General features: G+C 63.1%; 22 protein-coding genes. 6 read left to right on the forward strand and 16 right to left on the reverse strand.

All coding sequences use genetic code 11. The annotated features are described in order from the left end of the window. Nucleotides 1-6: 6 nt before the first annotated feature. From NMA58_RS21925 to NMA58_RS21935, 3 genes are all read right to left on the reverse strand, one after another. Complete coding sequence (locus NMA58_RS21925) at nt 7-1,533, reverse strand: S10 family peptidase (RefSeq protein ID WP_434711908.1); 1,527 nt, start codon at nt 1,531-1,533, stop codon at nt 7-9. A 99-nt stretch (nt 1,534-1,632) separates the two neighbouring features. Then, the gene (locus NMA58_RS21930; RefSeq protein ID WP_430958208.1) at nt 1,633-2,922 is read right to left on the reverse strand and encodes a CynX/NimT family MFS transporter; all 1,290 of its coding nucleotides are present in this window, start codon (nt 2,920-2,922) and stop codon (nt 1,633-1,635) included. Beyond that, entirely contained in the window at nt 2,919-3,596 is a 678-nt protein-coding gene (locus NMA58_RS21935; RefSeq protein ID WP_434711909.1) for a FadR/GntR family transcriptional regulator, read from the reverse strand. The genes NMA58_RS21930 and NMA58_RS21935 overlap by 4 nt, the downstream gene beginning before the upstream one ends. A gap of 505 nt (nt 3,597-4,101) precedes the next feature. On the opposite strand from NMA58_RS21935, the gene NMA58_RS21940 reads away from it, so the two are divergent. Then, a complete protein-coding gene (locus NMA58_RS21940; protein WP_430958210.1) occupies nt 4,102-4,914 on the forward strand; it encodes a class II glutamine amidotransferase in 813 nt (270 codons plus the stop codon). A 35-nt stretch (nt 4,915-4,949) separates the two neighbouring features. On the opposite strand, the gene coaBC is transcribed toward NMA58_RS21940, so the two are convergent. Beyond that, the gene (gene coaBC / locus NMA58_RS21945; RefSeq protein WP_430958211.1) at nt 4,950-6,158 is read right to left on the reverse strand and encodes a bifunctional phosphopantothenoylcysteine decarboxylase/phosphopantothenate--cysteine ligase CoaBC; all 1,209 of its coding nucleotides are present in this window, start codon (nt 6,156-6,158) and stop codon (nt 4,950-4,952) included. A gap of 291 nt (nt 6,159-6,449) precedes the next feature. After that, on the reverse strand, nt 6,450-7,214 hold the full coding sequence (locus tag NMA58_RS21950; RefSeq protein WP_430958212.1) for an SDR family oxidoreductase: 765 nt from the start codon (nt 7,212-7,214) through the stop codon (nt 6,450-6,452). 126 nt (nt 7,215-7,340) lie between these two features. Between NMA58_RS21950 and NMA58_RS21955 the strand changes: the two genes are divergently transcribed. Together NMA58_RS21955 and NMA58_RS21960 are read left to right on the forward strand one after the other, a co-directional pair. Beyond that, on the forward strand, nt 7,341-8,246 hold the full coding sequence (locus NMA58_RS21955) for a LysR family transcriptional regulator (RefSeq protein ID WP_183700567.1): 906 nt from the start codon (nt 7,341-7,343) through the stop codon (nt 8,244-8,246). A gap of 33 nt (nt 8,247-8,279) precedes the next feature. Continuing rightward, a complete protein-coding gene (locus tag NMA58_RS21960; protein WP_434713465.1) occupies nt 8,280-9,518 on the forward strand; it encodes an MFS transporter in 1,239 nt (412 codons plus the stop codon). A 25-nt stretch (nt 9,519-9,543) separates the two neighbouring features. On the opposite strand, the gene NMA58_RS21965 is transcribed toward NMA58_RS21960, so the two are convergent. The 11 genes from NMA58_RS21965 to ubiE form a co-directional block, all read right to left on the reverse strand. After that, a protein-coding gene (locus tag NMA58_RS21965; RefSeq protein ID WP_434710177.1) for an IS630-like element ISRel6 family transposase occupies nt 9,544-10,492 on the reverse strand; the annotation gives its coding sequence in 2 pieces (ribosomal slippage) (nt 9,544-10,155 and nt 10,157-10,492; 948 coding nt in all). A gap of 90 nt (nt 10,493-10,582) precedes the next feature. After that, nucleotides 10,583-10,975 (reverse strand): type II toxin-antitoxin system VapC family toxin, encoded by a 393-nt coding sequence (locus NMA58_RS21970; protein ID WP_430958214.1) that lies wholly within the window; start codon nt 10,973-10,975, stop codon nt 10,583-10,585. Next, nucleotides 10,972-11,214: an antitoxin gene (locus NMA58_RS21975; RefSeq protein ID WP_097599470.1), complete on the reverse strand. Its 243-nt coding sequence runs from the start codon at nt 11,212-11,214 to the stop codon at nt 10,972-10,974. The genes NMA58_RS21970 and NMA58_RS21975 overlap by 4 nt, the downstream gene beginning before the upstream one ends. A gap of 54 nt (nt 11,215-11,268) precedes the next feature. Further along, nucleotides 11,269-12,930 carry a urocanate hydratase gene (locus NMA58_RS21980; RefSeq protein ID WP_430958215.1) on the reverse strand — a complete coding sequence of 554 codons (1,662 nt, stop codon included), beginning with the start codon at nt 12,928-12,930 and terminating at the stop codon, nt 11,269-11,271. 69 nt (nt 12,931-12,999) lie between these two features. Further along, nucleotides 13,000-13,329 (reverse strand): TfoX/Sxy family protein, encoded by a 330-nt coding sequence (locus NMA58_RS21985; RefSeq protein WP_434711910.1) that lies wholly within the window; start codon nt 13,327-13,329, stop codon nt 13,000-13,002. A 3-nt stretch (nt 13,330-13,332) separates the two neighbouring features. After that, nucleotides 13,333-14,430, reverse strand: coding sequence for a DUF917 domain-containing protein (locus NMA58_RS21990; protein WP_434711911.1), 1,098 nt, complete (start codon nt 14,428-14,430; stop codon nt 13,333-13,335). Further along, nucleotides 14,411-15,691, reverse strand: a complete 1,281-nt coding sequence (locus NMA58_RS21995) for a Zn-dependent hydrolase (protein WP_183700555.1) — start codon at nt 15,689-15,691, stop codon at nt 14,411-14,413. Before NMA58_RS21995 ends, NMA58_RS21990 begins: the two co-directional genes overlap by 20 nt. After that, nucleotides 15,688-17,067 (reverse strand): dihydroorotase, encoded by a 1,380-nt coding sequence (locus tag NMA58_RS22000; RefSeq protein ID WP_434711912.1) that lies wholly within the window; start codon nt 17,065-17,067, stop codon nt 15,688-15,690. Before NMA58_RS22000 ends, NMA58_RS21995 begins: the two co-directional genes overlap by 4 nt. A 137-nt stretch (nt 17,068-17,204) precedes the next feature. Beyond that, nucleotides 17,205-18,782, reverse strand: coding sequence for an aromatic amino acid lyase (locus tag NMA58_RS22005; RefSeq protein WP_221127665.1), 1,578 nt, complete (start codon nt 18,780-18,782; stop codon nt 17,205-17,207). A gap of 88 nt (nt 18,783-18,870) precedes the next feature. Beyond that, nucleotides 18,871-20,445: a 2-polyprenylphenol 6-hydroxylase gene (ubiB, locus tag NMA58_RS22010; RefSeq protein WP_183700551.1), complete on the reverse strand. Its 1,575-nt coding sequence runs from the start codon at nt 20,443-20,445 to the stop codon at nt 18,871-18,873. A 48-nt stretch (nt 20,446-20,493) separates the two neighbouring features. After that, on the reverse strand, nt 20,494-21,270 hold the full coding sequence (ubiE, locus tag NMA58_RS22015; RefSeq protein WP_434711913.1) for a bifunctional demethylmenaquinone methyltransferase/2-methoxy-6-polyprenyl-1,4-benzoquinol methylase UbiE: 777 nt from the start codon (nt 21,268-21,270) through the stop codon (nt 20,494-20,496). Nucleotides 21,271-21,417: 147 nt separating this feature from the next. On the opposite strand from ubiE, the gene mutM reads away from it, so the two are divergent. The 3 genes from mutM (at nt 21,418) to rpsT (ending at nt 23,575) form a co-directional block, all read left to right on the forward strand. Beyond that, nucleotides 21,418-22,308, forward strand: a complete 891-nt coding sequence (mutM, locus tag NMA58_RS22020; RefSeq protein WP_183700547.1) for a bifunctional DNA-formamidopyrimidine glycosylase/DNA-(apurinic or apyrimidinic site) lyase — start codon at nt 21,418-21,420, stop codon at nt 22,306-22,308. Nucleotides 22,309-22,331: 23 nt separating this feature from the next. Further along, nucleotides 22,332-23,105 carry an enoyl-CoA hydratase gene (locus NMA58_RS22025; RefSeq protein ID WP_183700545.1) on the forward strand — a complete coding sequence of 258 codons (774 nt, stop codon included), beginning with the start codon at nt 22,332-22,334 and terminating at the stop codon, nt 23,103-23,105. Nucleotides 23,106-23,296: 191 nt separating this feature from the next. After that, nucleotides 23,297-23,575: a 30S ribosomal protein S20 gene (rpsT, locus tag NMA58_RS22030; RefSeq protein ID WP_064800423.1), complete on the forward strand. Its 279-nt coding sequence runs from the start codon at nt 23,297-23,299 to the stop codon at nt 23,573-23,575. Nucleotides 23,576-24,392 lie beyond the last annotated feature (817 nt).

Here is a 24,392-nt window from a genome sequence, read left to right on the forward strand (position 1 = left end):
AACTCCTCAATCCGCCGGCTGTGCGGCCGGGCGTGCGGCATAGAAGGCCTTGGCATCGGCCGTGAAGGCGGCCCGTTGATCGGCTTGCGTGTAGAACATATGGCCGCCATGATAGAGCTTCAGCCCGACGCGGCCACCTGCGAGCGACGGCGGCAGGTGGTCGACCACATAGCGGCTGACGCTGTACGGTGTCACCAGATCGCTGTAGCCATGCGCGATCAGCAGATGGAAGGCCGCGTTCGAGGCGAGCAGTTGCCTGATGTCGTCGGTGGCGCTTGCCTGGAAGCGTGATCCGCCGCGGCCGCCGCCCCATTCCCAGCGCCGGCTGATGTCGCTGTCAAGCAGCGAATAGGTCATTTCGGTTTTGAAGCCGAGCTCGTTGCGGGCATAATCGGCGAAGGCGCCGCCATAGGCGCGGGTGAAGCCGTCCAGGATGGCGTCGTCGCCGCGATCGTAATCCGATTCCGGATAGGGATCGGGCGCCGCGAAGGACGCATCGTAGGGGCTTGTCACCTGACCACCGTCGTCCGAGTGCTTGACGAAGGAATTGCCTGGGAAGCCGCGGTTGCGGGCGATGATATCCTGCGGAATGCCGGTTAGCCCGGCGATCCTGCCATAGAAGGCTGCAGCATCGGCGCCGGTCGGCGGCGGGCCGGCGAGCGTCGTCAAATAATCGCCAAGCGCGAAACGCTCCGCTTCCCTCTGCTTCTCCTCGGTAAAGCCATTTTGCCGGTCGAGTTCGGCCGCAGCCAACGACGGCAGCTCGAGTGCCGCACCGAGCGCGAACTGGTCGGCATCGAACATCAGCTGCCCTTCCAGCAGCGGCGAGAGCATCACGGCGCCGGCAACGACAATGCCCTGGCTTTCCTGCAGGGTGGAGGCGACCTTGGCGGCGCGAAAGCCGCCGTAGCTTTCGCCGAGCAGATATTTCGGCGAGTTGGAACGGTTGTTATGCGCGACATAGAGCGCGATCGCCTTGGCGATGCTCTGGGCATCCGAGTTGACGTTGTAATAGTTGGCGGCATCGTCGGCCTTCGCCGTCCGGCTCCAGCCGGTGCCGATCGGATCGATCAGCACGAGATCGGTAAAGTCGAGCCAGCTATGCTCGTTATCGACGAGTTTCGCATGGGCGCCGTCGCGTGCCTGAAGCCCGAAATCGAGCACTTTGGGCCCGACCAGCCCGAGATGCAGAAAGGCGGAGGCCGCGCCCGGCCCGCCGTTGAAGACAAAGGTCAGCGGCCGATCCGGCCCGCCGCCCCTGGCAACATAGGCGGTGTAGAAGATCGCGCCGGTCTGTGCTCCGTCCTGACCGAACAGATCGAGCGTGCCGGCGGTCGCCGTATAGGCGATCTTCCGGCCGTCGACCGTCAGCTCGTGCTCGGTGACGGAGTCGGCCGGCAGCAGCTTCAGCACGCCGTCGCGCGCGCTGCGCTCGACATTGGCCTGGCGCCCGCCGCTTTCCTGCGCCGGGGAAAGGGCAGGCCAGAGCGATGGCACGAGGGCGGTCAGCAGAATCAGGGTTCGTAGGCGCAACGTTTTGTCCTCCCGCGAATGCAGGCTGAGATAGCGCAGCATCCGCGTCTGACGACCGGCATCAAGAGATGGTGATGGGCCGGTGAGGTGCAGGGCCGCTCAGAGTTTCTCGACCGCGTGCACATTCACTTCCAGCGCCCGGCCGGCCTTCCAGCCGTTGATCGAGGCCCCGAGCCCGAGTGCGATGAAGAGAGCCGCACACCAGGAAAAGCTGCCGGTCCAGCTGCGGATCAGGCCGACGATCAGCGGCCCGATGGCGGCGAGGAGATAGCCGACGCATTGCGCCATGCCGGAGAGATGGGCGGCAACATCGGGATCGCGCGAGCGCAACACGATCGTAGTCATGGCGGCCGCGATCAGCCCGCCCTGGCCGATGCCTTGCAGCACCGCCCACAGCCAGACGCTCGAAAGCGGGGCAAAGAGCAGCCCGAGCAGGGCGATGACGGCGACGCCGCAGAGGCCGGCATTGATCCATCGCTGATCCCGGCCGCGCACGGCGACATGCGGCACGACAAGGCAGGACGCCGCCTGCACCATGACCGAGAGCGAAACGATCGCTCCGGCCGTGACGCCGTCGAGGCCGCGTTCGCGCAGGATCGGAACGAGCCAGCCGAAGACGCAATAGGCCAGAGCCGATTGCAGCCCCATGAACAGCGTGACCTGCCAGGCGAGCCGGTCCCGCCAGAGGCCTTTGACGCGAAAGCCGTTTCGCCTTCCTCCGGCGCCGCCGCGAAGGACCTGCGGCAGCCAGATCAGGCCGACGGCGAGCGCCGGCAGCGCCCAGGCAGCGAGCGCGCCGTTCAGAGAGCCGCCGAGCGCATGCTCGATCGGCAGCGTCAGCCCCGCCGCACTGGCAGCACCTGCGCAGAGCGCCATCGTATAAAAGCCGGTCATCAGCGCGGCGCGCGTGGGGAAGTCCCGCTTCACCAGTCCCGGCAGCAGCACGTTGCCGACGGCGATGCAGGCACCGGCAAGGGCCGTGCCGATGAAGAGCAGCGGCAAGGAGGAAAGCCCACGTAAGGCGGTGCCGAGGGCGAGCAATAGGAGAACGCCGAGCAGTGTGCGCTCCGAACCGATGCGCTGGGCAAGACGCGGCGCAAGCGGCGAGAAGACGCCGAGGCAGACGACCGGCAGCGTCGTCAGCAGGCTGGCGCCGAGCGCGCTCAAGCCGAGCTCGGTACGGATCTCAGGCAGGAGTGCCGAGGCGCTCGAAAAGACTGGGCGCAGGTTGAAAGCGATGAGCACGAGGCTCGCGCCGAGCAGCAAACTGGCTGCTCCATCCCGCACCGGCGTCGCCTCTAGGGCGGGAAGGCTGGCAGCCTCGGCATCGATCAGCAATTCGTCGGCCACGTCAAGCGTGACGGCGGCATTGTTAGCAGGCGTGCTCATGACAGGATCATTCGATCGAGTGCGGCAAGAACGGGGGCCATGAAGCGGCGCACCGCCGCATCCGCCTGATCGGGATCGCCGGTTTCGATCGCATCGACAATATCGACATGCGCCTGCATGTCGGGTTCGGGAATATCCTTGCCGAGCGTCGCCGCAATGGTGTCGGCGATCGAGGCCGAGAAGAAATCGTAGATTTCGATCATCGCCCAATTGCCGGAAGCAGCGATGACCGCCTTGTGAAAGGCGAGGTCCCGTTCGATGAAGGCGGTTTCATCGCCGCCGGCGTAACTGCCGCGTTCGTTCAGCAGCCGGCGCAGCTCGGCTATCACCTGCGGCGTCTTGCGCATCGCCGTCAGTCGTGCCGCCTCGACATCGAGGGCGCAGCGCGCTTCGAACTGATCGCGCAGGCTGGCGCGCCGCGCCATGGTCAGCGGCCGGCCGGCGTCGCTGGTCGAGCGCACATAGGTGCCTGATCCCTGCCGCGTTTCGAGATAACCTTGGGAGACAAGCACCCGCACCGCCTCGCGCACCGTGCCGCGGCTGACGGAGAGCGTGGCCGACAGCGATGCCTCGTTCGGCAGCTTGTCGCCGACCGCCCAGCGCTTGCCGACAATGTCGCTGCGAATTGCCTCGATCGCTCCATCGGCGAGATTGGTCTTGCTGAGCGCCTGCATCTTCTACTCATAAAGTCATCAGATGACTTTATGAGTAGAAGAATTGCCGTCTTTTGTCAATGTTGGGAGGCGGGCAATAAAAAAGGGCCGCCTCGGCGACCCTTTCCATGAGTTTGGCCTCGAACTGGCCTGGACTGTCAAAGCAGCCCCAGGAAGGCGGGTCTTAGAGCGAGGGCTGCCTCGCTTTCATCACCTCTTCCATGCCCGATACGAGGTCCGAAATCTCATTAGACATTGGATCACCTTCCTTTCTTTCTGTTGCTGATAGGGAAAAGGTAGGACGATTCGCGCCAGATGCAAGAAGAAATTGCACTCGAGACATCCACTCGGGGCGGACCCGCGTTCACAAAAGAACACAGGTTTTCGCCGAATTTGAAGTTCCACTCGGTCACCAAACCGTCATGATCGGCCTGCAAATCAGTCGCGCGTTAAGCTGTTATTAGCCGTGGCGTTCGACAATTTAGAGCATGCCCGCCGATGCCGCGGGTTCCGGAGCAAAAGAGCCATGTGTCGCTGGGCAGCCTATCGCGGAGACCCTCTCTACCTCGAGGAGCTGGTATCCTCGCCGGCCCATTCGCTGATCGAGCAGTCCCATTGCGCCACTCGTGCCAAGACCGCGACCAATGGCGACGGCTTTGGCATCGCCTGGTATGGCGACAGGCCGGAGCCCGGCCGCTACCGCGACATCCTGCCGGCTTGGTCGGATTGCAATCTGAAGAGCCTGGCGCGGCAGATCCGCTCGCCGCTCTTCCTCGCCCATGTCCGTGCCGCCACCGGCGGCGGCACCCGCCGCGACAATTGCCATCCCTTCACGCATGAGACCTGGTCATTCATGCACAACGGCCAGATATCGGGCTTCGAGCGTCTGCGTCGGCCGATGGAGGCGATGCTTGATGACGAACTGTTCAATGCCCGCAGCGGCACGACCGATTCCGAGCTGATGTTCCTGCTGGCGCTGCAGTTCGGCCTGCGCGAGGCGCCGGTCGCCGCGATGGCTGATATGATCGGCTTCGTCGAAGATCTCGCCGAAAGCATCACCGGCTCGATCCTGCTGCGCTTTACCGCCGCCTTCTCCGACGGCAAGTCGCTCTATGCGATCCGCTATGCCACGGATCGCAAGGCGCCGACGCTCTACGCCTCGCCCGTCGGTGCCGGCTACTGCCTCGTCTCGGAACCCTTGAACGACGACGTCGACGCCTGGGCGGAGATTCCCGACGGCAGCGCCGTCATCGTCGGCAGAGACGGTATCAATGTCGCGGAATTTCGGCCGGAAAAGCCGAGCAAGACCAAATCGCAACGCATGGCTATCTCGGCATAATCCCTTCCGAAAAACGGGATCGATTTTCGAGGGGACTATGCGTGGAAGCGTTGGGCGATCAGCGCCGCCAGCCTTTCGGCGACCTCTTCCTTCGTCAGGTCTGGCCATTGCTCGACACCGTCGTGGCGAATGAGTTTGACCCTGTTGCGGCTGCCGCCCATGATGCCCGTCGCAGCAGAAACGTCATTGGCGACGATCAGGTCGGCGCCCTTTCGCTCGAGCTTCGCCTTGGCATTGCTTTCCACGTCCTGGGTCTCGGCGGCAAAGCCGATCACCAGCCTCGGCCGCATCGTGTGATGTCCCAGCGTTTTCAATATGTCGGGGTTCTCGGTCAGCGCCAGCGTCGGAATGGATTCGCCCGGATGTTTCTTCAGTTTCTGGTCGGCGGCGGACGCCACGCGCCAGTCCGCCACCGCCGCCACCATCACGGCGATATCGGCCGGCAGCGCCGCCAGCACCGCATCGCGCATTTCCTCCGCCCGCTCGACATGGACGACATTGACGCCGACCGGATCGGCGATCGTCACCGGCCCGGAGACGAGCGTCACGTCGGCCCCGAGCCTCGCCAGCGCTGCGGCGATCGAGTGTCCCTGCCGGCCGGAGGAACGGTTGGCGATGTAGCGCACCGGGTCGATCGGCTCATGGGTCGGTCCTGATGTGACGATCGCCTTGTGTCCTTTCAGCGGCTTTTCTCCGTCGTCGAGCAGGGTTTCGGCGGCCGCGACGATCTCCAGCGGCTCCGCCATCCGGCCGAGCCCGGCCTCGCGGCTCTCCGCCATCTCGCCGGCCATTGGCCCGATGAAACGCACGCCGTCGGCTCTCAGCGTCGCCGCATTGCGCCGCGTCGCGGGATGCGCCCACATGCGAGGGTTCATCGCCGGCGCGGCCAGCACCGGCCTGTCCGTCGCCAGTAGCACGGTCGAGGCGAGATCGTCGGCAAGACCGTTCGCCATTTTCGCCATAAGATCGGCGCTGGCGGGGGCAATCAGCACGAGATCGCAGTCGCGCGCCAGCCTGATATGGCCGACATCCTGTTCGTCCTGGCGCGAAAACAGATCGACAAAGACATGGTCAGCCGCTAGTGCCCCGACGGCCAGCGGCGTGACGAATTCCTGCGCGCCTTTGGTCATGATCGGACGCACGCTTGCGCCGCGCTCCCGCAGCCGGCGGATCAGATCCAGGCTCTTATAGGCGGCGATGCCGCCCGAGATGATGAGGAGGATGCGTTTGCCGCTGAGAGCCATGGCCTTCTACCCGTCGCCTTTTTCTGATTGATCTTGACCCTAAGCCTTTGGCGCAGAACATGCAATCGCGCGGGTTGCGCATCGCTGACCGGTTGCGCCGATGCCCCTCACCCTAACCCTCTCCCCGTAAACGGGGCGAGGGGACGTGCCCTGTGAGAGCGAGGTGGGAACGGGGAGGGTGCGGCATGTCCCTTCGCCCCGCGAGCGGGGAGAAGGTGGCGGCAGCCGGATGAGGGGCTGGTCTCGGCAATCAAACGCTGTGTAGCCGCAGCGAATAATCGCCCCACCATCTCAGGTGCGAGTGATCGAAATGCCGCCGTCGACCAGCGAGGCCGTGCCGGTGACGAAGCTCGCATCATCGGAGGCGAGGTAGAGAACCGAGCGTGCGACTTCATCAGGTGTCGCGACGCGCTTCAGCGCATGCATAGCGGTGATGGCAGCCTGCTTGTCTGCTGTATCGTTCACATCGCGGTACATGTCGGTATCGACGGCGCCCGGCAGAATGGCGTTGACGCGCACGCCCTGCGGTCCGAACTCGGCGGCGAGAGCCAGCATCAGCCCGATCAGGCCGGATTTGCTGGCGGCATAGGCGGCAACGCCGGGAAAGGCGAAGCTGTAGCCGACGAAGGTCGAGGTGAAGATCACCGAGCCGCCGCCATTTTCTGCCATCGCGCCGATCTGATGTTTGGCAGCGAGAAAGGATGCTGTGAGATTGACGGCCAGCGCCTCGCTGAAGCCTGCTTCCGAGACACCGGTGCTCGGACCGGCTTCGCCGATGATGCCCGCGTTGTTGAAGGCGATGTCGAGCTTGCCGTAATTCGTCATCGCGGCGGCCACCAGCGCTTTATGATAATCTTCCGAGCGGACGTCGCCGGCAACGGCAATAGCCTTGCCGCCCTCGGCCTCGATCTCTGCGACGAGGCTGTCGAGTTCGCGCTCGCGGCGCGCGCCGACGACGACCTTGGCACCTTCGGCGGCAAAGAGCTTTGCCGTGACGCGGCCGATGCCGGAGCTTGCGCCGGTAACGATTGCGACCTTGTTATTCAAGCGGTTCATGGTTGCATCTCCTGTGGTTGATCCGAGGCGGCCCTTGCCGTCCGTTTCGTTGATCAGAAGGTGGCATTTTCTTTTCGTTCGGATTAGTCTCCAGATTGAGGAACTGGAATTCGGAAATACCGAACGATGATCAGGATAGAAGGCATCGCGGCTTTCGTCGCCGTGACGGAGGCAGGCTCGGTCAGCGAGGCGGCCAGGCGGCTGCGGCTCTCCAAATCCGTCGTCAGCGAAAGATTGGCGGAATTGGAGAAGTCCTTGGGCGGCGTCCTGCTGCACCGAACGACACGCAAGCTCACCTTGACGGAGGACGGAGCTGCATTTCTGCGGCGCGCCGCGCGCATCGTGCGTGAAATTGACGAGGCCGCCGCCGATATGGCCGAGCGGCGCGGCACGCTGTCCGGCCCGATCCGCATCGCCGCCCCGGTCACGTTCGGCCGCATGCATCTCGGCCCGGCGCTCTACCCCTTTCTTGCCGATCATCCCGATATCGAGTTGACGCTCGACATCGATGACCGCCGCGTCGATGCGGCCTCGGACGGCTACGACGCCATCATCCGCAATGGCCCGATCGCCGACAGCAGGCTGATCGCCTGGAAGCTCACCCGCAGCCGCCGTCTTCTCTGCGCTTCGCCGGATTATCTCGCCCGCGAGGGAACGCCATCGTCGCTTGCCGACCTGAACCGCCATCGCGGCGTCTTCTACACCAACCGCGGCGTCGCCGATTGGCGCTTCCAGACGCCGGAGGGGGCGGTCGCCGTCCGCGCCAAACTGGCGCTCGGCATCAACAATGGCGACATGATGCGCGATGCCGCGATTGCCGGTCTCGGCATCGCGCTGCTGCCGGCCTTCATCGCCGGCCCGGCCATCCGCGAGGGCCGGCTTGCCGAAATCGATGTCGGTCACAGGCCGGAGGCCGAATTCATCTATATGGCCCATCCGGAAGGTCGAAATCCATCCGCCAAGCTTCGCGCCATCGCCGATCACTTGAGGAAGAGCTTCGGCGATCCGCCCTATTGGGATCCGGCGGGTTAACACATGAGTTCGAAGACCCGCCAGGATGAAGATATGCCGCCGGCAGCGCAAAGCGTGAAGACCGTGATCGCACGAGAAAAGCATTACCTGACGCGCGGCACAGGCGCTTATCGCCGCGCCAGCCTGGCGCTCTTTCTCTCCGGTTTTTCCACCTTCTCGCTGCTCTACTGTGTGCAGCCGCTGCTGCCGGTCTTCTCGCAGGAGTTTTCCGTCAGCCCGGTCGAAAGCTCGCTGTCGCTGTCGCTTTCCACCGGCTTTCTCGCGCTTGCCATTGTCTGTGCCGCCGCCGTTGCGGAGGGGCTGGGCCGCCGCAGCCTGATGTCGATATCGCTGGTTGGCGCGGCAGTACTGACAATTGCCACGGCTTTCGCCTCGAATTGGCACCTGCTGCTCGTCATCCGCGCCCTGCAGGGCCTCGTCCTCGGCGGCGTGCCGGCCGTCGCCATGGCCTATCTTGCCGAAGAAATCGATCCGCGCGGCCTTGGTGCCACCATGGGCCTCTATGTCGGCGGCACGGCTTTCGGCGGCATGTCGGGCCGCGTGCTCACCGGCATCTTCGCCGAATATTTTGGCTGGCGCCCGGCGCTCTTCCTCGTCGGCGCCATCGGTCTTGCCGCGGCGATCGGCTTCATCGCCCTTCTGCCGCCCTCAAGGAATTTCGTTCGCCGGCCGGGTTTCGATCCGCGTTTCTACGCGAAAGCCTGGCTTAGCCATCTTAGAAATCCGGCGCTACCCTTCCTCTTCGCCATCGCCTTCCTGGCGATGGGCTCCTTCGTGACAATCTACAATTACGCCGGTTACCGCCTCGTGGCGCCGCCTTATCGGCTCAATCAGACCGAACTCGGCTTGATCTTCACCGTCTATGTCTTCGGCATCGGCGCCGCCTCGACCGGCGGGCTGCTGGGAGACCGGATCGGTCACTTTCCCGTGCTGCTCTTCGGCTTCGCGCTGACGGCTGCCGGTAGCGCATTGACGCTCTTAGCCGCGCTGCCGTCGATCATCCTCGGTATCATCGTGCTGACCGCCGGCTTCTTCATGAGCCATTCCATCGCCAGCGGCCTTGTCGGCAAGCTTGCCTTTGGCAACAAGGGGCACGCTTCTTCCATCTACATGCTGGCCTATTACGTCGGCTCCAGCCTGATGGGCTCGGCCGGTGGCTGGTTCTTCGCGGTCGAGGGCTGGGCAGCTGTCGTTGTCTTCACCCTTGCCATGCTGGCCCTTGCCTTTATGTCAGCCTGTGTCGCTCAGCATTTCGCAAAGAATGCCCGATAATTTGGAGCGCGAGAGCTAGAGCCTTTCATGTTTTGACGGAAGCATAGCCCGCATTTGAGAAGTAGTTGGCGCATTCCTCTGGCTTGATGGTGTCGGCGAGTAAGCCCAGATGGCGCCAGGTTTCCTCGATGGTTCGCTTTTGGGCTTGGCGCATCCAGTGCTTGATCTTGGCGAAGGCTTGTTCGATCGGATTAAGGTCGGGGGAATATTTTGGCAGGAACCAGAGCCTGGCGCCGACGGCCCTGATGGCGTCGCGGATGGCTTTGGCTTTGTGAGAGCCGAGATTATCGAGGATGACGATGTCGCCAGGTTTGAGGGTCGGGATCAACTGCTGGCGGACATAGGCGTGAAAGCATTCGCCATTGATGGGACCGTCAAAGACGCAGGGCGCAGTGAGCTTGTCGCAGCGTAGGGCGCCGAGGAAGGTCAGGGTGCGCCAGCGGCCATGCGGGGCAAAGCCGCGCAATCTTTTGCCCCTCGGCCCCCACCCGCGTAACGGCGCCATGTTGGTGCGGATCCAGGTCTCGTCGATAAAGACGAGCCGCTTCGGATCGAAGCGGTCTTGCCAGGCTTTCCAGCGGGCTCTGCGCCGGGCAATGTCGGCGCGGCCCTGCTCAAGGGCGAACAGCGTTTTTTTTAAAGCTCAAGCCCTCGCGGCGCATGAACTGCCAGATGGCATTGTGGGAGACGCTCACGCCACGGGCGGCCAACTCATCCTTCAGCCGATGTAGCGTCAGATGCGATGTCTGCTCGATCTGCTCGACGATGAAGGCGCGGTGCGGCTCCAGCACACGTCGGCGATGGCCGCCCATCTTGCCCGGTGACACACTGCCGGTGGCCCGATAACGCTGTGACCACTTCACCACGGATGAGACAGCTATGTCGAACCGCTCCGCCACCACCCGGCAGCTCTGACCGTCCACAACCGCTGCAACGACTCGCTCGCGAAGATCATTCGAATAGGGTCGCGTCATGGATGCTGGCCTCCATTCCAGCATCCATCATGAATCACAAATCTGCTGATTTGGGAATCCAGAACCGATTCCGATAAGCAATGATCCGCTCTAACGCTCCCAATTCTCCACCCGCAACTCTGCCACACGTTCGAACTCCCGCAGGTTTCGGGTGATCAGGATGAGGTGGCGTGCGACAGCCTGGGCCGCAATCAATACGTCGTAGGGTCCGATCGGCGTTCCCGATGCATGCAGCGCGGCGCGGATTTCCCCCGCTTTGCGTGCATCGTTCCGGTCGAATTCCAGTATTGAAAACTGCAGTGCATCGATCCGCGCTAAGTTTTCGTGAATGCGAAGGCTTTTATAGGCGCCGTAAAACAGTTCATGCGCAACGATTGCGGGCACGGCGAAGTCGCGGGGCAGGTGTTTGCTCAGTTCGGCAATCAGGCCCTCGTTGCTTTTCATCAGGGCAATCACGGCATTCGCATCGAGCAAGTATTTCATTTGAAGAAGTCGAGTTCGGGACGTTCCTGCTGTGCAGGCTGCTCTTCCGCCGCCGTCGCAAAGTCGGCGTCAACAGGACCGATTACATCGGCAAGCCATCCCCAATCGTCGGAAATCGGTTCGAGAATGACCGCACGCCCCTGCCGCCGAATGGCGACGATATCGCCGTCGAAGCGAAATTCCTTAGGCAGCCGGACGGCTTGGGAGCGCCCCGACCAGAAGATTTTAGCTGTTTCCATGTCATTCGCTCCGGATGAGATATGGCAATGATATATAGCAATCCTCTGTCCGTTTCAACCAAGCCTGAGATAGGGAACGTCCTTCTTCGCCACCTCATCAAGGGCCTCTTCATATCCGGCATCGGCATAACGCATGACTCCGAGCGCCGTGTCGTTGGTCAGCGCGTGGTCGAGGCGTTCGTCGGCGGCATCGGTGCCGTCGGCAATCACGGTGACGCCGCAGCTCGTCATGTAGCCGGCATAGCCACCGCCGCCGGAATGGATGACGACGAGATCGGCCATCGACGAGCAGAGCATCATTGCATCGATCAGCGGCCAGTCGGCGATCGCATCGGAGCCGTCCTTCATCCGCTCGGTCATGATATTCGGATGCGCCATGGCGCCGGCATCGAGATGGTCGCGGGAGAAGGCGACCGGGCCCTTTAGGTCGCCGCTTCCCACCAGCATGTTGACACGTCGTGCGAGTGCGGTGCGTTCGCCATGGCCGAGCCAGGCGATGCGCGCCGGCAGTCCCTCGAAGGGAACATGCTCGCGCGCCAGCCGGATCCAGTTGGTGATGATCTTGTTGTCGGGAAACATCTCGAGCAGCAGATCGTCGATGCGGGCGATATCGCTCTCCTCGCCTGAGAGAGCCATCCAGCGGAACGGGCCGATTGCCCGGGCAAACAGCGGTCTGAGATAGGCTTCGGTGAAGATTGGAATGTCGAAGGCGTTGGTGACGCCGCCCTCTTTGGCCTGGGTGCGGATCAGATTGCCGTTGTCGAAGACTTCGGACCCGCGTTTCTGGAATTCCAGCATCGCGCCGACATGTTCGACGATCGAGGCGCGGCTTGCCGCCATCAATTGCCCCTGGCCATCGTCGCGCAGGTCTCTCACCTGATCGAGGCTCATGCCTTTCGGCACATAGCCATAGACGAGGTCATGCGCCGAGGTCTGATCGGTGACGATATCTGGCACGATGCCGCGCCGCGCAATCTCGGGATAGACCTCCGCCGCATTGCCGACGAGGCCGACGGACAGCGCCCGCTTCGCCTTTACAGCTGCGTCGATCATCTCAAGGGCGGTATCGAGATCCGGCGCGATCTCCTGGAGATAGCCGATCTGCTGGCGTTTGCGCGCTCGCTCCGGATCGATGTCGACGCAGAGGATCGCAGCGCCCGCCATGCGGCCGGCGAGTGGCTGGGCCCCGCCCATGCCGCCGAGTCCGGCCGTCAGCACGAAGCGGCCGTGAAGGTCGCCGCCGAAACGCCGCTCGGCGATGCGCATGAAGATTTCATAGGTGCCCTGGATGACGCCCTGGCTGCCGATATATTGCCAGGCCCCGGCCGTCAGCCCACCCCAGCAGATCAGCCCTTTGCGCTGCAGCTCGTAGAACACTTCGGCCTTTGCCCATTGCCCGACGATGTTGCAGTTCGCCATGATGACGAGGGGCGCCCTGGCATGGGTCTTTACGAGCCCGATCGGCTTGCCGGACTGGATGAGCAGCGTCTGGTCCTCATCCATCTCAGTCAGCGCCTTGACGATGCCCTTATGCGCCGCCCAGTTGCGGGCGGCCTTGCCGAGCGCGGCATAGACGATCAGATTGTCGGGATCCTCGCCGACGGCCAGCACGTTTTCGAGCAGCCGCAGCAGCGCCTCCTGCCGCCAGCCCTTGGCGCGCAACTCCGGTCCGCCGGGAATGGGAAATTTCGGATGGCGTGGATTGGCCTTCGGCATTGTGGGTTCCTCGTTTGTTCTCTGCTTCTCCTTCTCCCCGCTGGAGAGAAGGGCGAAAGCTAGCTTTGGTCACTTGCCCGGCAGCGATTCCACATAGGCTAGCGCCGCATCGAGCAGACGCCGTCTCAGAGCATCGTCGCCGTAAGCCTCGGCGGAGGCGCGCAGCCAGCCGTGCATGACTCGCTCGCCCATCACCATCCGGGTTACGCCCGGCAGCGCCAGCGTCCAATCATCATTGCCCTTGCCGAGACGGATCAGCATGCCGTCACTGCGCGCGCCGCAGAGAAGATTGCCGTTCAGCAGGAAGGCGCGGCCGCCGAACATGGATTTTTCGCTGAGGCCAGGACGATCGTCGAGTTCCTCGCGCAGCAGTTCTTCAAGGCCGGGATCGCGTGCCATGGCTCAGGCCTTCGCCGCCAGCGCATAACGCGCGATCTCGATACCCATCGCCTTTTCGACGACGGGATAAACTGTCGGATCGAGCACGCTGGCCGAGAGCGGAATGATCTCCATCGGCACATGCAGGATGAAGACGTGCATGCCTTCCTGCAACTGGCCGACGCTCAGCGGCTCGCCCTCCGGCGACAGCGTGGTGATCACGGCGGGGAAGGTCGCAAGCCGCCCGCCACCCGCATCGTCCACGGCCATATATTCGTTCATCACATGCAGCGTCACCGATTTATCGCCCGAGCCGACGGCGATGGTGCCGATATCGAAGGCCTCCTTGGTATAGACGACGTCCTTTCGGGTGATGACGCCGTCGGCGAGGATATGCCCGCCCGTCGTTTTGCAGATCGCGTCGATGACCGCTGGCCCGCCTCGCTTCTCCGCCGCAATGATCGCTTCGCCGAGCGCAAGCGCCATCGAGATTCCGCCGAGGGCCGCATGCGTCCGGACATAGGAAGCCCGGAGCGGATTGCGGCAGCTGGCGATGAAACCGCCGGACTGATCGGCGGCGACGCGCAGCACCGGCGAGATCTTCGCCGTCGCGCCCTTCACCACCAGCTCGATGTAACGGTTCTCGGCCCTGTTGCCGCCGACGGCGGTCTGGATCATCGGCTCGGGTGAGGCGGCCATGCCGATCGACCCCATGTCGCCGGTCGGGTGCGCGCGGATGTCGCCGACGGCATCGACTACCTTGGTGCCGAGGATCGCCGATGGCAGCCAGCCGTTCAGCGTCGAGGATTTGCCGTTCTGGCCGATGATCAGTCCGGAAAGCCTTTCGCCGAGCGCCTCCTGCAGCAATTGCACCGCCTTGATGTAATCGACGCCTTGCATTTCCCAGGGCGTGGTGGAGGCCGGCGCGCCGATCGCGGCCGCCGTGGCGACCCAGTCGTCATCCTTCAACTCGTCGATCGAGACCAGCTCCGGTTTGCCGATGGTGACGGCCGCATGCCCGAGCATCCGCCCGTGCTCAGCCCAGCCGCCACCGCCGGCGGCATAGACGGAGCCGCCTTTGACGGCGGCTTCCACGTCCTTCTCAACCAGTATGCGTCCCATCGGCCTTCTCCCGCTTCGAATCCTTGTCCATCTCGCGCACCGCTTGGAAAAGCACGGCGGCGCCGAGCGCGATATCGTCATTGTCGGCCCATTCGTCGGGGCAATGGCTGCGGCCTTCCCGGCAGGGCACGAAGATCATTGCCGCCGGCGCCACCTTGGCGATCCAGGCGGTATCGTGCCCTGCGCCGGAGGCCATGCGCCGGTATTTTGCGCCGACGCGGTCGCAGGCGGTCTCCAGCGTCGAAAGCAGCGCGGCATCGCTTGGCGTCGGCAGATTGTCGGAAACCCGATTCGGCGGCTCGATCGTAACGCCATAGGCGGTTGCCAGCTTTTCGACATGGCCCTCGAGCCAGCGGCAGAAGGCCTCCATGTCGGCGCGGATTTCCGCACGACCGTCGATCAGCAGCACGACCTTCGACGGCACGACATTGGCGGCATTCGGCTCGATCCTGAACTCGCCGACCGTCGCGGCGAAATGCCCCGGCGTCTTGGCAAGCTCGGCGGCGGCATTTCGGATGTCGAGCACCAGCTGCGAGGCCGCGACCAGAGCATCCGCCCGCCTGTCCATCGGCGTCGTGCCGGCATGGTCGGCCCGCCCCTCGACGGTGATCTCGATGCGGGTAATGCCGGAGATTGCCGTGACGATGCCGATATCCTCCCTTTCGGCTTCGAGCACTGGCCCCTGTTCGATATGGAGCTCCAGGAAGCCTGCCAGATCCGGTCGCTTCTGCTGTCCCAGCACGCCCGGCTCGCCGCCCACTTGGGCGATGCCGCCGGCAAGATCGAGCCCGCCGCTTGTCCGCGACAGCCAGGCCTCCGGCAACTGTCCGGTCATGCCGCGGCTGCCGATGCAGGAGACGCCGAAGATGCTGACCTCTTCGGCAAGGAAATCGACGATCTCAAGATCATGGTCGAGTTCCAGGCCGTGGTCATGCAGCGCCCGCGCCACCTCGAGCGCCGCAACCACGCCTGCAATGCCGTCGAAGCGGCCACCCTCCGGCACCGTGTCGGAGTGCGAGCCGATCATGATCGTGCCGAGCCAGGGCTTCCTGCCGGTGCGCCGGCCGATCAGATTGCCGGCGGCATCGATCCGTGTTTCCAGCCCTGCCGCCTTCATTCGTGTCTCGATATAGGCCCGGCCTTCCAGAAAGAGCGGCGTGAAAGCCCGACGTGTCCAGGAGCGCCCCGGCTCCGTGATATCGGCAAGCGCCTGGATATCTTCAGCGATCCGGTCGGCATTGACGGGAAGATTGCGGCTCATGCGGCGGCTCCCGAAATGATTTGGCGCGGCGGCGGCCGGATAAACCGGCCACTGCCAGGCTCGGCCAATACCTTCCCGCCCTCGGCGATCTTTTCGCCGCGCAAATAGGTGGCGGAAACGGTCCAGGGCAGGCGGATGCCGTTATAGGGGCTCCAGCCGACGACGTTGTTGCCGCTCGCAGACGCATCGTAGACGCTTCCGCGCGGCTCCAGCACGGTGATGTCGGCGTCCTTGCCTGGGGTCAGCGCCCCTTTGATATGGTCGAGCCGGAAATGTTTCGCCGGGTTCTCGGCCATCAGCCGCGCGGCCCAGGTCAGGGGAATGCCGCGCTCGAGAGCGCCTTTGACGAATAGGGGCACCATCACCTCGAGACCGGGAACGCCGGATGCGTTGGCGAGCATGTCGGGATCGGTCTTGCGGTTCTCCGACCAGCTGACGTGATCGGTCGAGACCAACCAGACATCGCCTTTGGCCACCTTCCGCCAGAGCCTCTCCACCTCGGCGCGCGGCCGCACCGGCGGGTTGATTTTCGCCTTGCCGCCGAGGCGCCTCACATCGTTTTCCTCGTCGAGCGTCAGGTAATGGATGCAGCATTCGACTGTCGCGGCAAAACCATCGCGGCGATAGGCGCGGGCGATATCGTAGCCGCGCCCGAGGGAGCAATGCACCACATGCGCGGGGCAGCCGGTATTGGCGCCGGTCTCGAAGATCGTATGCATCGCCAGGAGCTCTGTGATTGGCGGCCGTGACAGACCATGCGCCCGCCAGTCGGTGATGCCGCTCGCTTTCACCTGTTCCATATAGCTGCGCACCGCCTCGTCATCCTCGTTATGCACGCCTGCCGTCAGCCCGGTCGGCGCGATTGCGGCAAAGCAGGCGTCGAGCAAGGCGGGGGGAATGCGCGGAAAACGTTTGGGATCGGTGCCGAAGGTCGAAAACTTGAAGGCGGCGACGCCGGCCTCAACCATCTCCGGGATTAGCGCTGGGCCCTCTTGCGGATCGATGGTGCCGTAAAGGGCAAAATCGACGCGCGCCTGCGGGGCGGCATGGTCGATCTTCCGCTTGACGGCCGCCGCCGAGCAGACGAGGTTGCCCTCGTCATAAGGCATGTCGACGATCGTGGTCACGCCGCCGGCCGCTGCCGACCGCGTCGACCAGACGAAATCCTCCTGATCCTTCTGGGAAAGCGAATGCACCTGCGCGTCGATGGCGCCGGGCAGGATCAACGCTCTTCCGAGCAGATGCCGTTCGCGCGCCGCAGGCGGGACGCCGAGGCCGACTTCGGCGATCTTGCCGGCGTGCACGGCGACATAACCCGCTTCGACGATGCGGTCCGGCAGCACCACCGTGCCCTGCAGAACGAGATCGAAGTCCATGCCGCTTCCTCCTAGACTGACGTCGGAACCGCTGTCGGCCGAAACGTGATGCCAAAGTTTGAAACGTCTTTCGGACGGCATCACGCATCGATGGGTTAATGTAGAGCAGGATCGAGATTTTGGGCCTCGGCCCGCAATCATCCTGCTCGGCTTGCCAAGCGCCCTTCGATGGGCTCCGGCGAGCCGAGTGCGAAGAAATCGTCGAAGGAGGCGATCGGAACCTGCTCGGTCAGTTTCGCGAGAAAGTCGTCCGATCCGAGCTCTTCCTCGATCGCCTCCACTTCAGCCGATAGCGGCCGGTCGACGGTATAAAAGGCCGCATGTTTGCGAACGACGTCGTAGAGCATGCCGGCCACGCCCTTCGGCTCATCGCCGAGAATGTCGACCGCCTGGGCAGACAAGAGCGCCTCGAGCGCCGCGAGGCGCTTCAGTGCCTGCATCTGCCGCTCGAAGCGCTCGATGACCAGCGGCAAGAAGGCGGCCTCATCCTCCAGGCCGGCTGCAACCACCAGCGACTGCGCCGAAACGGGGCCGGACATCGACAGGACGCGTGAGAAGATTTCGCCGGCAAGCTTGATGATCGGCCCGAAGCCGGTGGCAATCCGTCCCGACGGCACGAGGTTGACCGGCAGGTCGCGCCGTTGCCCGTTGCCGAGAATGACACAGCGGTTGAAGGCGTTGCGCGCCGCATGCGCCATGCAGAGTGCGGCCGATTCGAGCAGGATCGTCACATCGAGCGGAAGCGAACCGCCTGATGTCATCACCCGCCCCTCGACGACGACGGGATTGTCGTCCGAGCGTCCGGTGGCGGCGAGAATCTTGTGACCGGTCGAAAGCAGATTTTCGATGACGGCGCCGAATACCTGGGCGATCATGCGCAGGCTGAGCGGATCCTGCACATGCGTTGCAACAGGCCAGTCCCATTCGTCCGACGCGTTGCAGAGCCAGGCGCCGATCAGTGCCTCACGCGCAGTGCCGACATGGCGGACCGCCTTCCAGGGATCACGGGAGGCGCCGAGCGCACCCGATGCCATCATCCCGGTGGCGAGCAGAATGCGGATCGAGGCCGCGGCATTGCGCGTCGTTTCCGCCGCCGCCGCAAAGCTCACTGCATTGACGCTGAGCGAAGCGAGGCTGTCGCGCGGCGCCATCCGCACCGGTTCCAGCCCCGCAGCCCGGAAAGCGTCGGCCGCCTGCATCCGGCTGCCGCGATAGACCGCTTCGCCGACACCGGTCAACACAGCACCGATCTGCCCCATCAGGCCGATATCGGCGCAGCCGATCGAGCCGGTGCGGCGCACGACCGGGATGAGATCGGCCTCGAGCATCCTGATATAGGCGTCGATCAGCTCCGGCGTGCAGCCGACCTGGCCGGTCAGCGCCGTGTTGATGCGGATCGCCATGGCGTTGCGCACGACATTGCAGGAAAAGGGCGTGCCGGTGCCGAAATGATGGGCGCGCACCAGGCCGAGATTGAACGTGTCGAGTTCGTCGGCCGACCACTCCACGTCTTTCATGGCGCCGACGCCGGTCGTCGAGCCATAGACGGGCGTGCCGGCGGCAATCGCGTCCTCGACGATTTCGCGGGCAATCGCGATGCGGGCCATGCCGGTTGGTGAAGCCGAAATCCTCGCCTTGCCGGCACCAATCGTCACCATCTCGGCAAAACCGAGCGGCCGTCCGGAAAGTTCGATGCCAAGGCGTTCGTGCTGCATGTGCCGTATCTCCTAAACTGCGAGACTAAGCCAGCCCTCCGTCACATGGGATATCCTAAATGCTGAACACAGCATGTTGTCGGAGCGGTCAGCTCAACATCCAGGCAATATAGAGGAGCGTCAATGCGATCACCCAGAGCGCGATCCTGCCCGAGCGGTTGTGCCGCGCCTCGGCCTTGCCGATCGCCTCGGCCGTCTGATCGTCGAAACGCAGGCCGTGTTCGCTCATATGCAGCAGCTGATGGTGGAATTTCTCGGTTTTTGCTGCGATTTCGGGCGCGGCTTCGGCGAGCTTGACCGCCGCCTTCAGCCCATCCTTGAGATCGGTGACGATTCGTTTCGGGCCGAGATTGGTGCGGATCCAGTCGCCGACGACGGGCTCGGAGGCCTTCCACATGTTGAAACGCGGGTTGAGCATGCGCGACACGCCTTCGACCACGACCATGGTCTTCTGCAGCATCACCAACTCCGGCCGTGTCGCCATGTCGAAGAGTTCGGTCACTTCGAACAGCAGCGTCAGCAGCTTGCCCATCGAGATCGTTTCGGCGGGCTGCCCGTGGATCGGCTCGCCGATCGCCCGGATCGCCTGGGCGAAGCTTTCGACATTGTGGTGGCCGGGCACGTAGCCGGCCTCGAAATGCACCTCTGCGACACGGATGTAATCGCGGGTGATGAAGCCGTAGAGGATTTCGGCGAGGAACCGCCGCTCCTTCTTGCCGAGCCGCCCGACAATACCCATGTCGACCGCGACGATCATGCCGCCGGCATCGACGAAGAGATTGCCGGGATGCATGTCCGCATGGAAGAAACCGTCGCGCAGCGTGTGGCGCAGGAAGGACTGGATCAGCGTGTCGGCGAGCAGGTTGAGGTCATGGCCGGCCGCGCGCAGCCCCTCGACGTCAGACATTCTCGTGCCGTCGATCCATTCCATGGTGATGACGTCGCGGCCCGTGCGCTCCCAGTCGACCTTCGGCACGCGAAAGCCGGGATCGCTGTCGGTGTTTTCGGCAATCTCCGAAAGCGCTGCGGCCTCAAGGCGAAGATCCATCTCCACCTTCGTCGTCTGTTCCAGCGTCTTCGTCACCTCGACCGGCCGCAGCCGCCGGCTGGACGGCATGAAGCGCTCCTGCATATGAGCGACCAGGTACATTGCCTCGATGTCATGGACAAAACGCTGGCGCACGCCCGGTCGGACGACTTTGACGGCGACCTTCCTTCGGCCTTCTGTCGTTTCGACTTCGGCGGGGTGCACCTGCGCGATCGAGGCGGCGGCGATCGGCTCGCCGAAGCTCGCATAGAGTTCATCGACCGGCCGCCCGAGCGATCCTTCGATATTCGCCTTTGCGGCCGCCGAGGGAAAGAAGGCCATCCGGTCCTGTAACTGAGACAGGTCGTTGGCGAATTCGACGCCGACGACGTCAGGCCGCGTCGCCAGGAACTGACCGATCTTGACATAGGAGGGGCCGAGCCGCTCGACGGCCTTTGCCAGCCGATCGCTGCGCTTCTGATACCGCGCCCTGCCGCGCTCGAAAATCGTGACGAAGGATTTGGCAAGTGCGACCGAAGGCGGCAGGCCTTCTGACGGCAGGGCCGACACGACGCCTTCGCGCACGAGCACCCAGCCGACGCGCCAAAGGCGAAAATAGGCTCCGAAAGTGCTCATGCTGAAGTGCCCCGCCGAGGGAGGTTCGTCTTTTTTTCCTTCATTCCCTCAGAGCTTCCAGCCGGAATGGAGCGCGGCGATGCCGCCGATATAATTGGTATAGGTGACGCGCGAAAAACCAGCCTGGCGGATCATCGCTGCGAAATTCTCCTGGTTCGGAAACTTGCGGATCGATTCCACCAGATACTGGTAGGGCTCGGCATCGCCGGTAATCGCCTTGCCGAATTGCGGAATGGCGTTGAACGACCAGGCGTCATAAATCTTGTCGAGAAGCGGCATGTCGACTTCCGAAAACTCCAGGACCAGCAGCCGACCGCCGCGTTTCAACACGCGATAGGCCTCGGACAGCGCCTTGTCGATTCTCGGCACGTTGCGGATGCCGAAGGCGATCGTATAGGCATCGAAGCTGGCGGCCTCAAACGGCAGTTCCTCGGCATTCGCCTCAATGAAGGTGAGATTGTCGGAAAGCTTCTTCTTTGCCGCCCGTTCGGCGCCGACGCCAAGCATCGAGCCGTTGATATCGAGCACCGTCGCATGTGCCTTCCGACCAGAGGCCTCGATGATGCGAAAGGCGATGTCGCCGGTGCCGCCGGCAACGTCGAGCACCTTGTAGCCTGGCTCCTTGCGCGGGTTCAACGCCGAGATCATCGCATCTTTCCAGACCCGGTGCATGCCCATCGACATGACGTCGTTCATGATGTCGTAGCGCTTGGCGACCTTGTGGAATACCTGGTTGACCAGACCCTGTTTCTCGCCGCCCGGCACCTCGCGGAAGCCGTAAGAGGTCTCCATGCCGCCATCGGCGGAAGTGCGGCTTTCTGACATCAGGCTGCTCCGTTCCTTGAAGATCGGCGCGGCGACCGTAGCGAAAGACCGCGCGCGACGTTATCACTGGACCGCGCTCTCCGCGGCACATGGCGCTATAGCGCACATCGTCCTCGGTTGAAACACGTTCGATAGAGATGGGTTAAGATGCCGGAATTGCCAGAAGTCGAAACCGTCAAACGCGGCCTGGCGCCGGCGATGGAAGGCGCTCTGGTTGCCAGGCTGGAACTGCGGCGCAAGGATTTGCGCTTCCCCTTTCCCGATGCCTTGGCGGACAGGGTTTCCGGACGCACCATCGTCGGTCTCGGCCGCCGCGCAAAATATTTGCTGGTCGATCTCGACGACGGCAACACGCTGATTTCCCATCTCGGCATGTCCGGTTCCTTTCGCATCGAAGAGGGCGCCGCCTCCGCAACGCCGGGGCAATTCCACCACGCACGCTCGAAGGACGAGAAACACGATCACGTCGTTTTTCATCTGCAGGGTCAGGATGGCGTTCGCCGCGTCATCTACAACGACCCGCGCCGCTTCGGCTTCATGGATATGGTCGGACGCGCCGATCTTGCCGCCCATCCCTTCTTCCGCGATCTCGGCCCGGAGCCGACGGGAAACGAACTCGGCGCTGCTTATCTGGCCGAACGCTTCCGGGACAAGGCGCAGCCGCTGAAGAGCGCGCTACTCGACCAGAAGAACATTGCCGGTCTCGGCAATATATATGTATGCGAGGCGCTGTGGCGCGCGCATTTGTCGCCGCTGCGTGCCGCCGGCACGCTGGTGACGCCGGGCGGCCGGCCGAAGCAGCAGCTCGACCTGCTGGTCGCCTCGATCCGCGACGTCATCGCCGATGCAATCGCCGCCGGCGGCTCGTCGCTGCGAGACCATATCCAGGCCGACGGATCGCTCGGCTATTTCCAGCATTCCTTCTCCGTCTATGATCGCGAAGGTGAGGCTTGCGGCACGCCCGGCTGCGGCGGTACGGTCGGTCGCATCGTGCAGGCGGGCCGCTCCACCTTCTATTGCGCCGCCTGTCAGAAGTAACAGTGAGAAACCGGGAGAACAGCATGGCTTACGAGACCTTGATCGTCGAAACCCGAGGCACTGTCGGCCTCGTCACGCTGAACCGCCCGCAGGCGCTGAACGCGCTGAACTCCACTGTGCTGAGGGAACTGAAGCAGGCCTATGCGGCTTTCCATGAAGACAATGCCGTCGGTGCGATCGTGCTCACCGGCTCCGAACGCGCTTTTGCCGCCGGCGCCGACATCAAGGAGATGCAGTCGCTTCAGTTCGCCGATATCTATAAGAGTGATTTCATCAGCGGCTGGGATGACGTCGCCAAGGCGCGCAAGCCTGTCATCGCTGCCGTCAGCGGTTTTGCCCTCGGCGGTGGCTGCGAACTTGCCATGATGTGCGATTTCATTATCGCCTCGGAGACCGCGAAGTTCGGCCAGCCGGAAATCACCCTTGGCGTCATTCCCGGCATGGGCGGCTCGCAGCGGCTGACGCGCGCCGTCGGCAAGGCGAAGGCCATGGACCTGATCCTGACCGGCCGCGTGATGGATGCGGCCGAGGCGGAACGATCCGGACTCGTTTCGCGTGTGGTGGCGCCCGAGCGTCTCATCGACGAGGCTTTGGCCGCAGCCGAAAAGATCGCCTCGCTTTCACAGCCCTCGGTCATGATGGCCAAGGAGGCGGTCAACCGCGCCTTCGAGACGACGCTGGAGGAAGGGTTGCGGTTCGAACGCCGCCTGTTTCATAGTCTCTTTGCCACGGACGATCAGAAAGAAGGCATGGCCGCCTTCATCGAGAAGCGCAAACCTGCCTTCAAGCACCGTTGAATGCTTTTTGGCGCTTGCTGCCGAAAAGCTTGAAAATCCGCGTTGACGTGGGCCGGCTTTAGGGTTATATGCCCGCCCACGGTTCGGAAAGCCGCTCTGGTTTTCCGCGATTGCTCCCGTATTGCTGGACTTGGTGGCCGCAGGGCCCGCGGTAATGGCGGAGTTTGTTCGAATTCTTGAGAGAGGCATCCATGGCCAATACAACTTCGGCGAAAAAAGCGACCCGCAAGATCGCCCGCCGTACCGACGTCAATAAGGCTCGTCGCTCGCGCGTGCGTACTTTCGTTCGCCAGGTCGAAGAGGCCATCGCATCCGGTGACGCCGACAAGGCGAAGGCAGCTTTCCTGGCTGCTCAGCCGGAACTCGCCCGCGCCGCCAGCAAGGGCGTGCTGCACTCCAACACGGCATCGCGCAAGGTCTCTCGCTTGGCCGCTCGTGTGAAGGCTCTGTCGGTCTCCACGACCGCGTAATAATCCATTAACGACCTCCTCGTTATGATTAGCCCGGTAATTTTACCGGGCTTTTTCGATTCCGCCGAACAACCTCTGCATGGTAAATCTCACGACTGTTTCGTGTCAGTGCCATGACATGAAAAATACTTTAAAAACAAGTACTTGCGCAAGGATGCTTTCCCGTTGCGCGACTCTGGCCGAACCTTTGCGGATCACGGGCGAGTCAAGAAGATTTTTATTTTTTTTCTTTCTTTGCGTGTCAAAATAGCCCGAATGGGGAATCTCTTTGATTCAACTGCGATTCTTTTTTGACGCTGGTGTGACGCCCGAAAAGGGCGGCCGGAGTCAATGGCCGCATCTTAATTTTGCGTAAAATTCATCGTTGATCTTGCGATTTGATCCTGCCTAAATGGCGTCCAACAGAGGGCGCGGACATCACCTGCAGAGTTCGGTCTTAACTGCCACGTCGGCAGGGCGATGAATTTGTGCCATCTGTTACGGAGCCTTGCGCTTCCGTTTTTTCAAGCACTTGACGGATTTGGGCCGTAACGTGGCTGTTACGGGGCAGGGATGTTTTGTGCCTATGGCAGCCACACGTTTAACGTGAGGCTGCCGGATAGGGATAGTAATATTGCGTTCGGGCTGGTCGGCCGAAAACGAGGATTGACCGACAGCCTGGCACGGAAAGCCGATGAAGGCGCCGCATGAATGCGGTACCTGCAACGGACTTCTGTGTCGTGTTTGAGTGAACCGGCAGGCGAGTGGCTTCATGAGGATGCCGCCAGCCCGTCAAAGCGGGGAATGATCGGGCGGCTGTTTTAGCGGAGGCCGCCCG

Source organism: Rhizobium sp. YTUHZ045 (assembly GCF_051124255.1).
Lineage (GTDB): Bacteria > Pseudomonadota > Alphaproteobacteria > Rhizobiales > Rhizobiaceae > Rhizobium.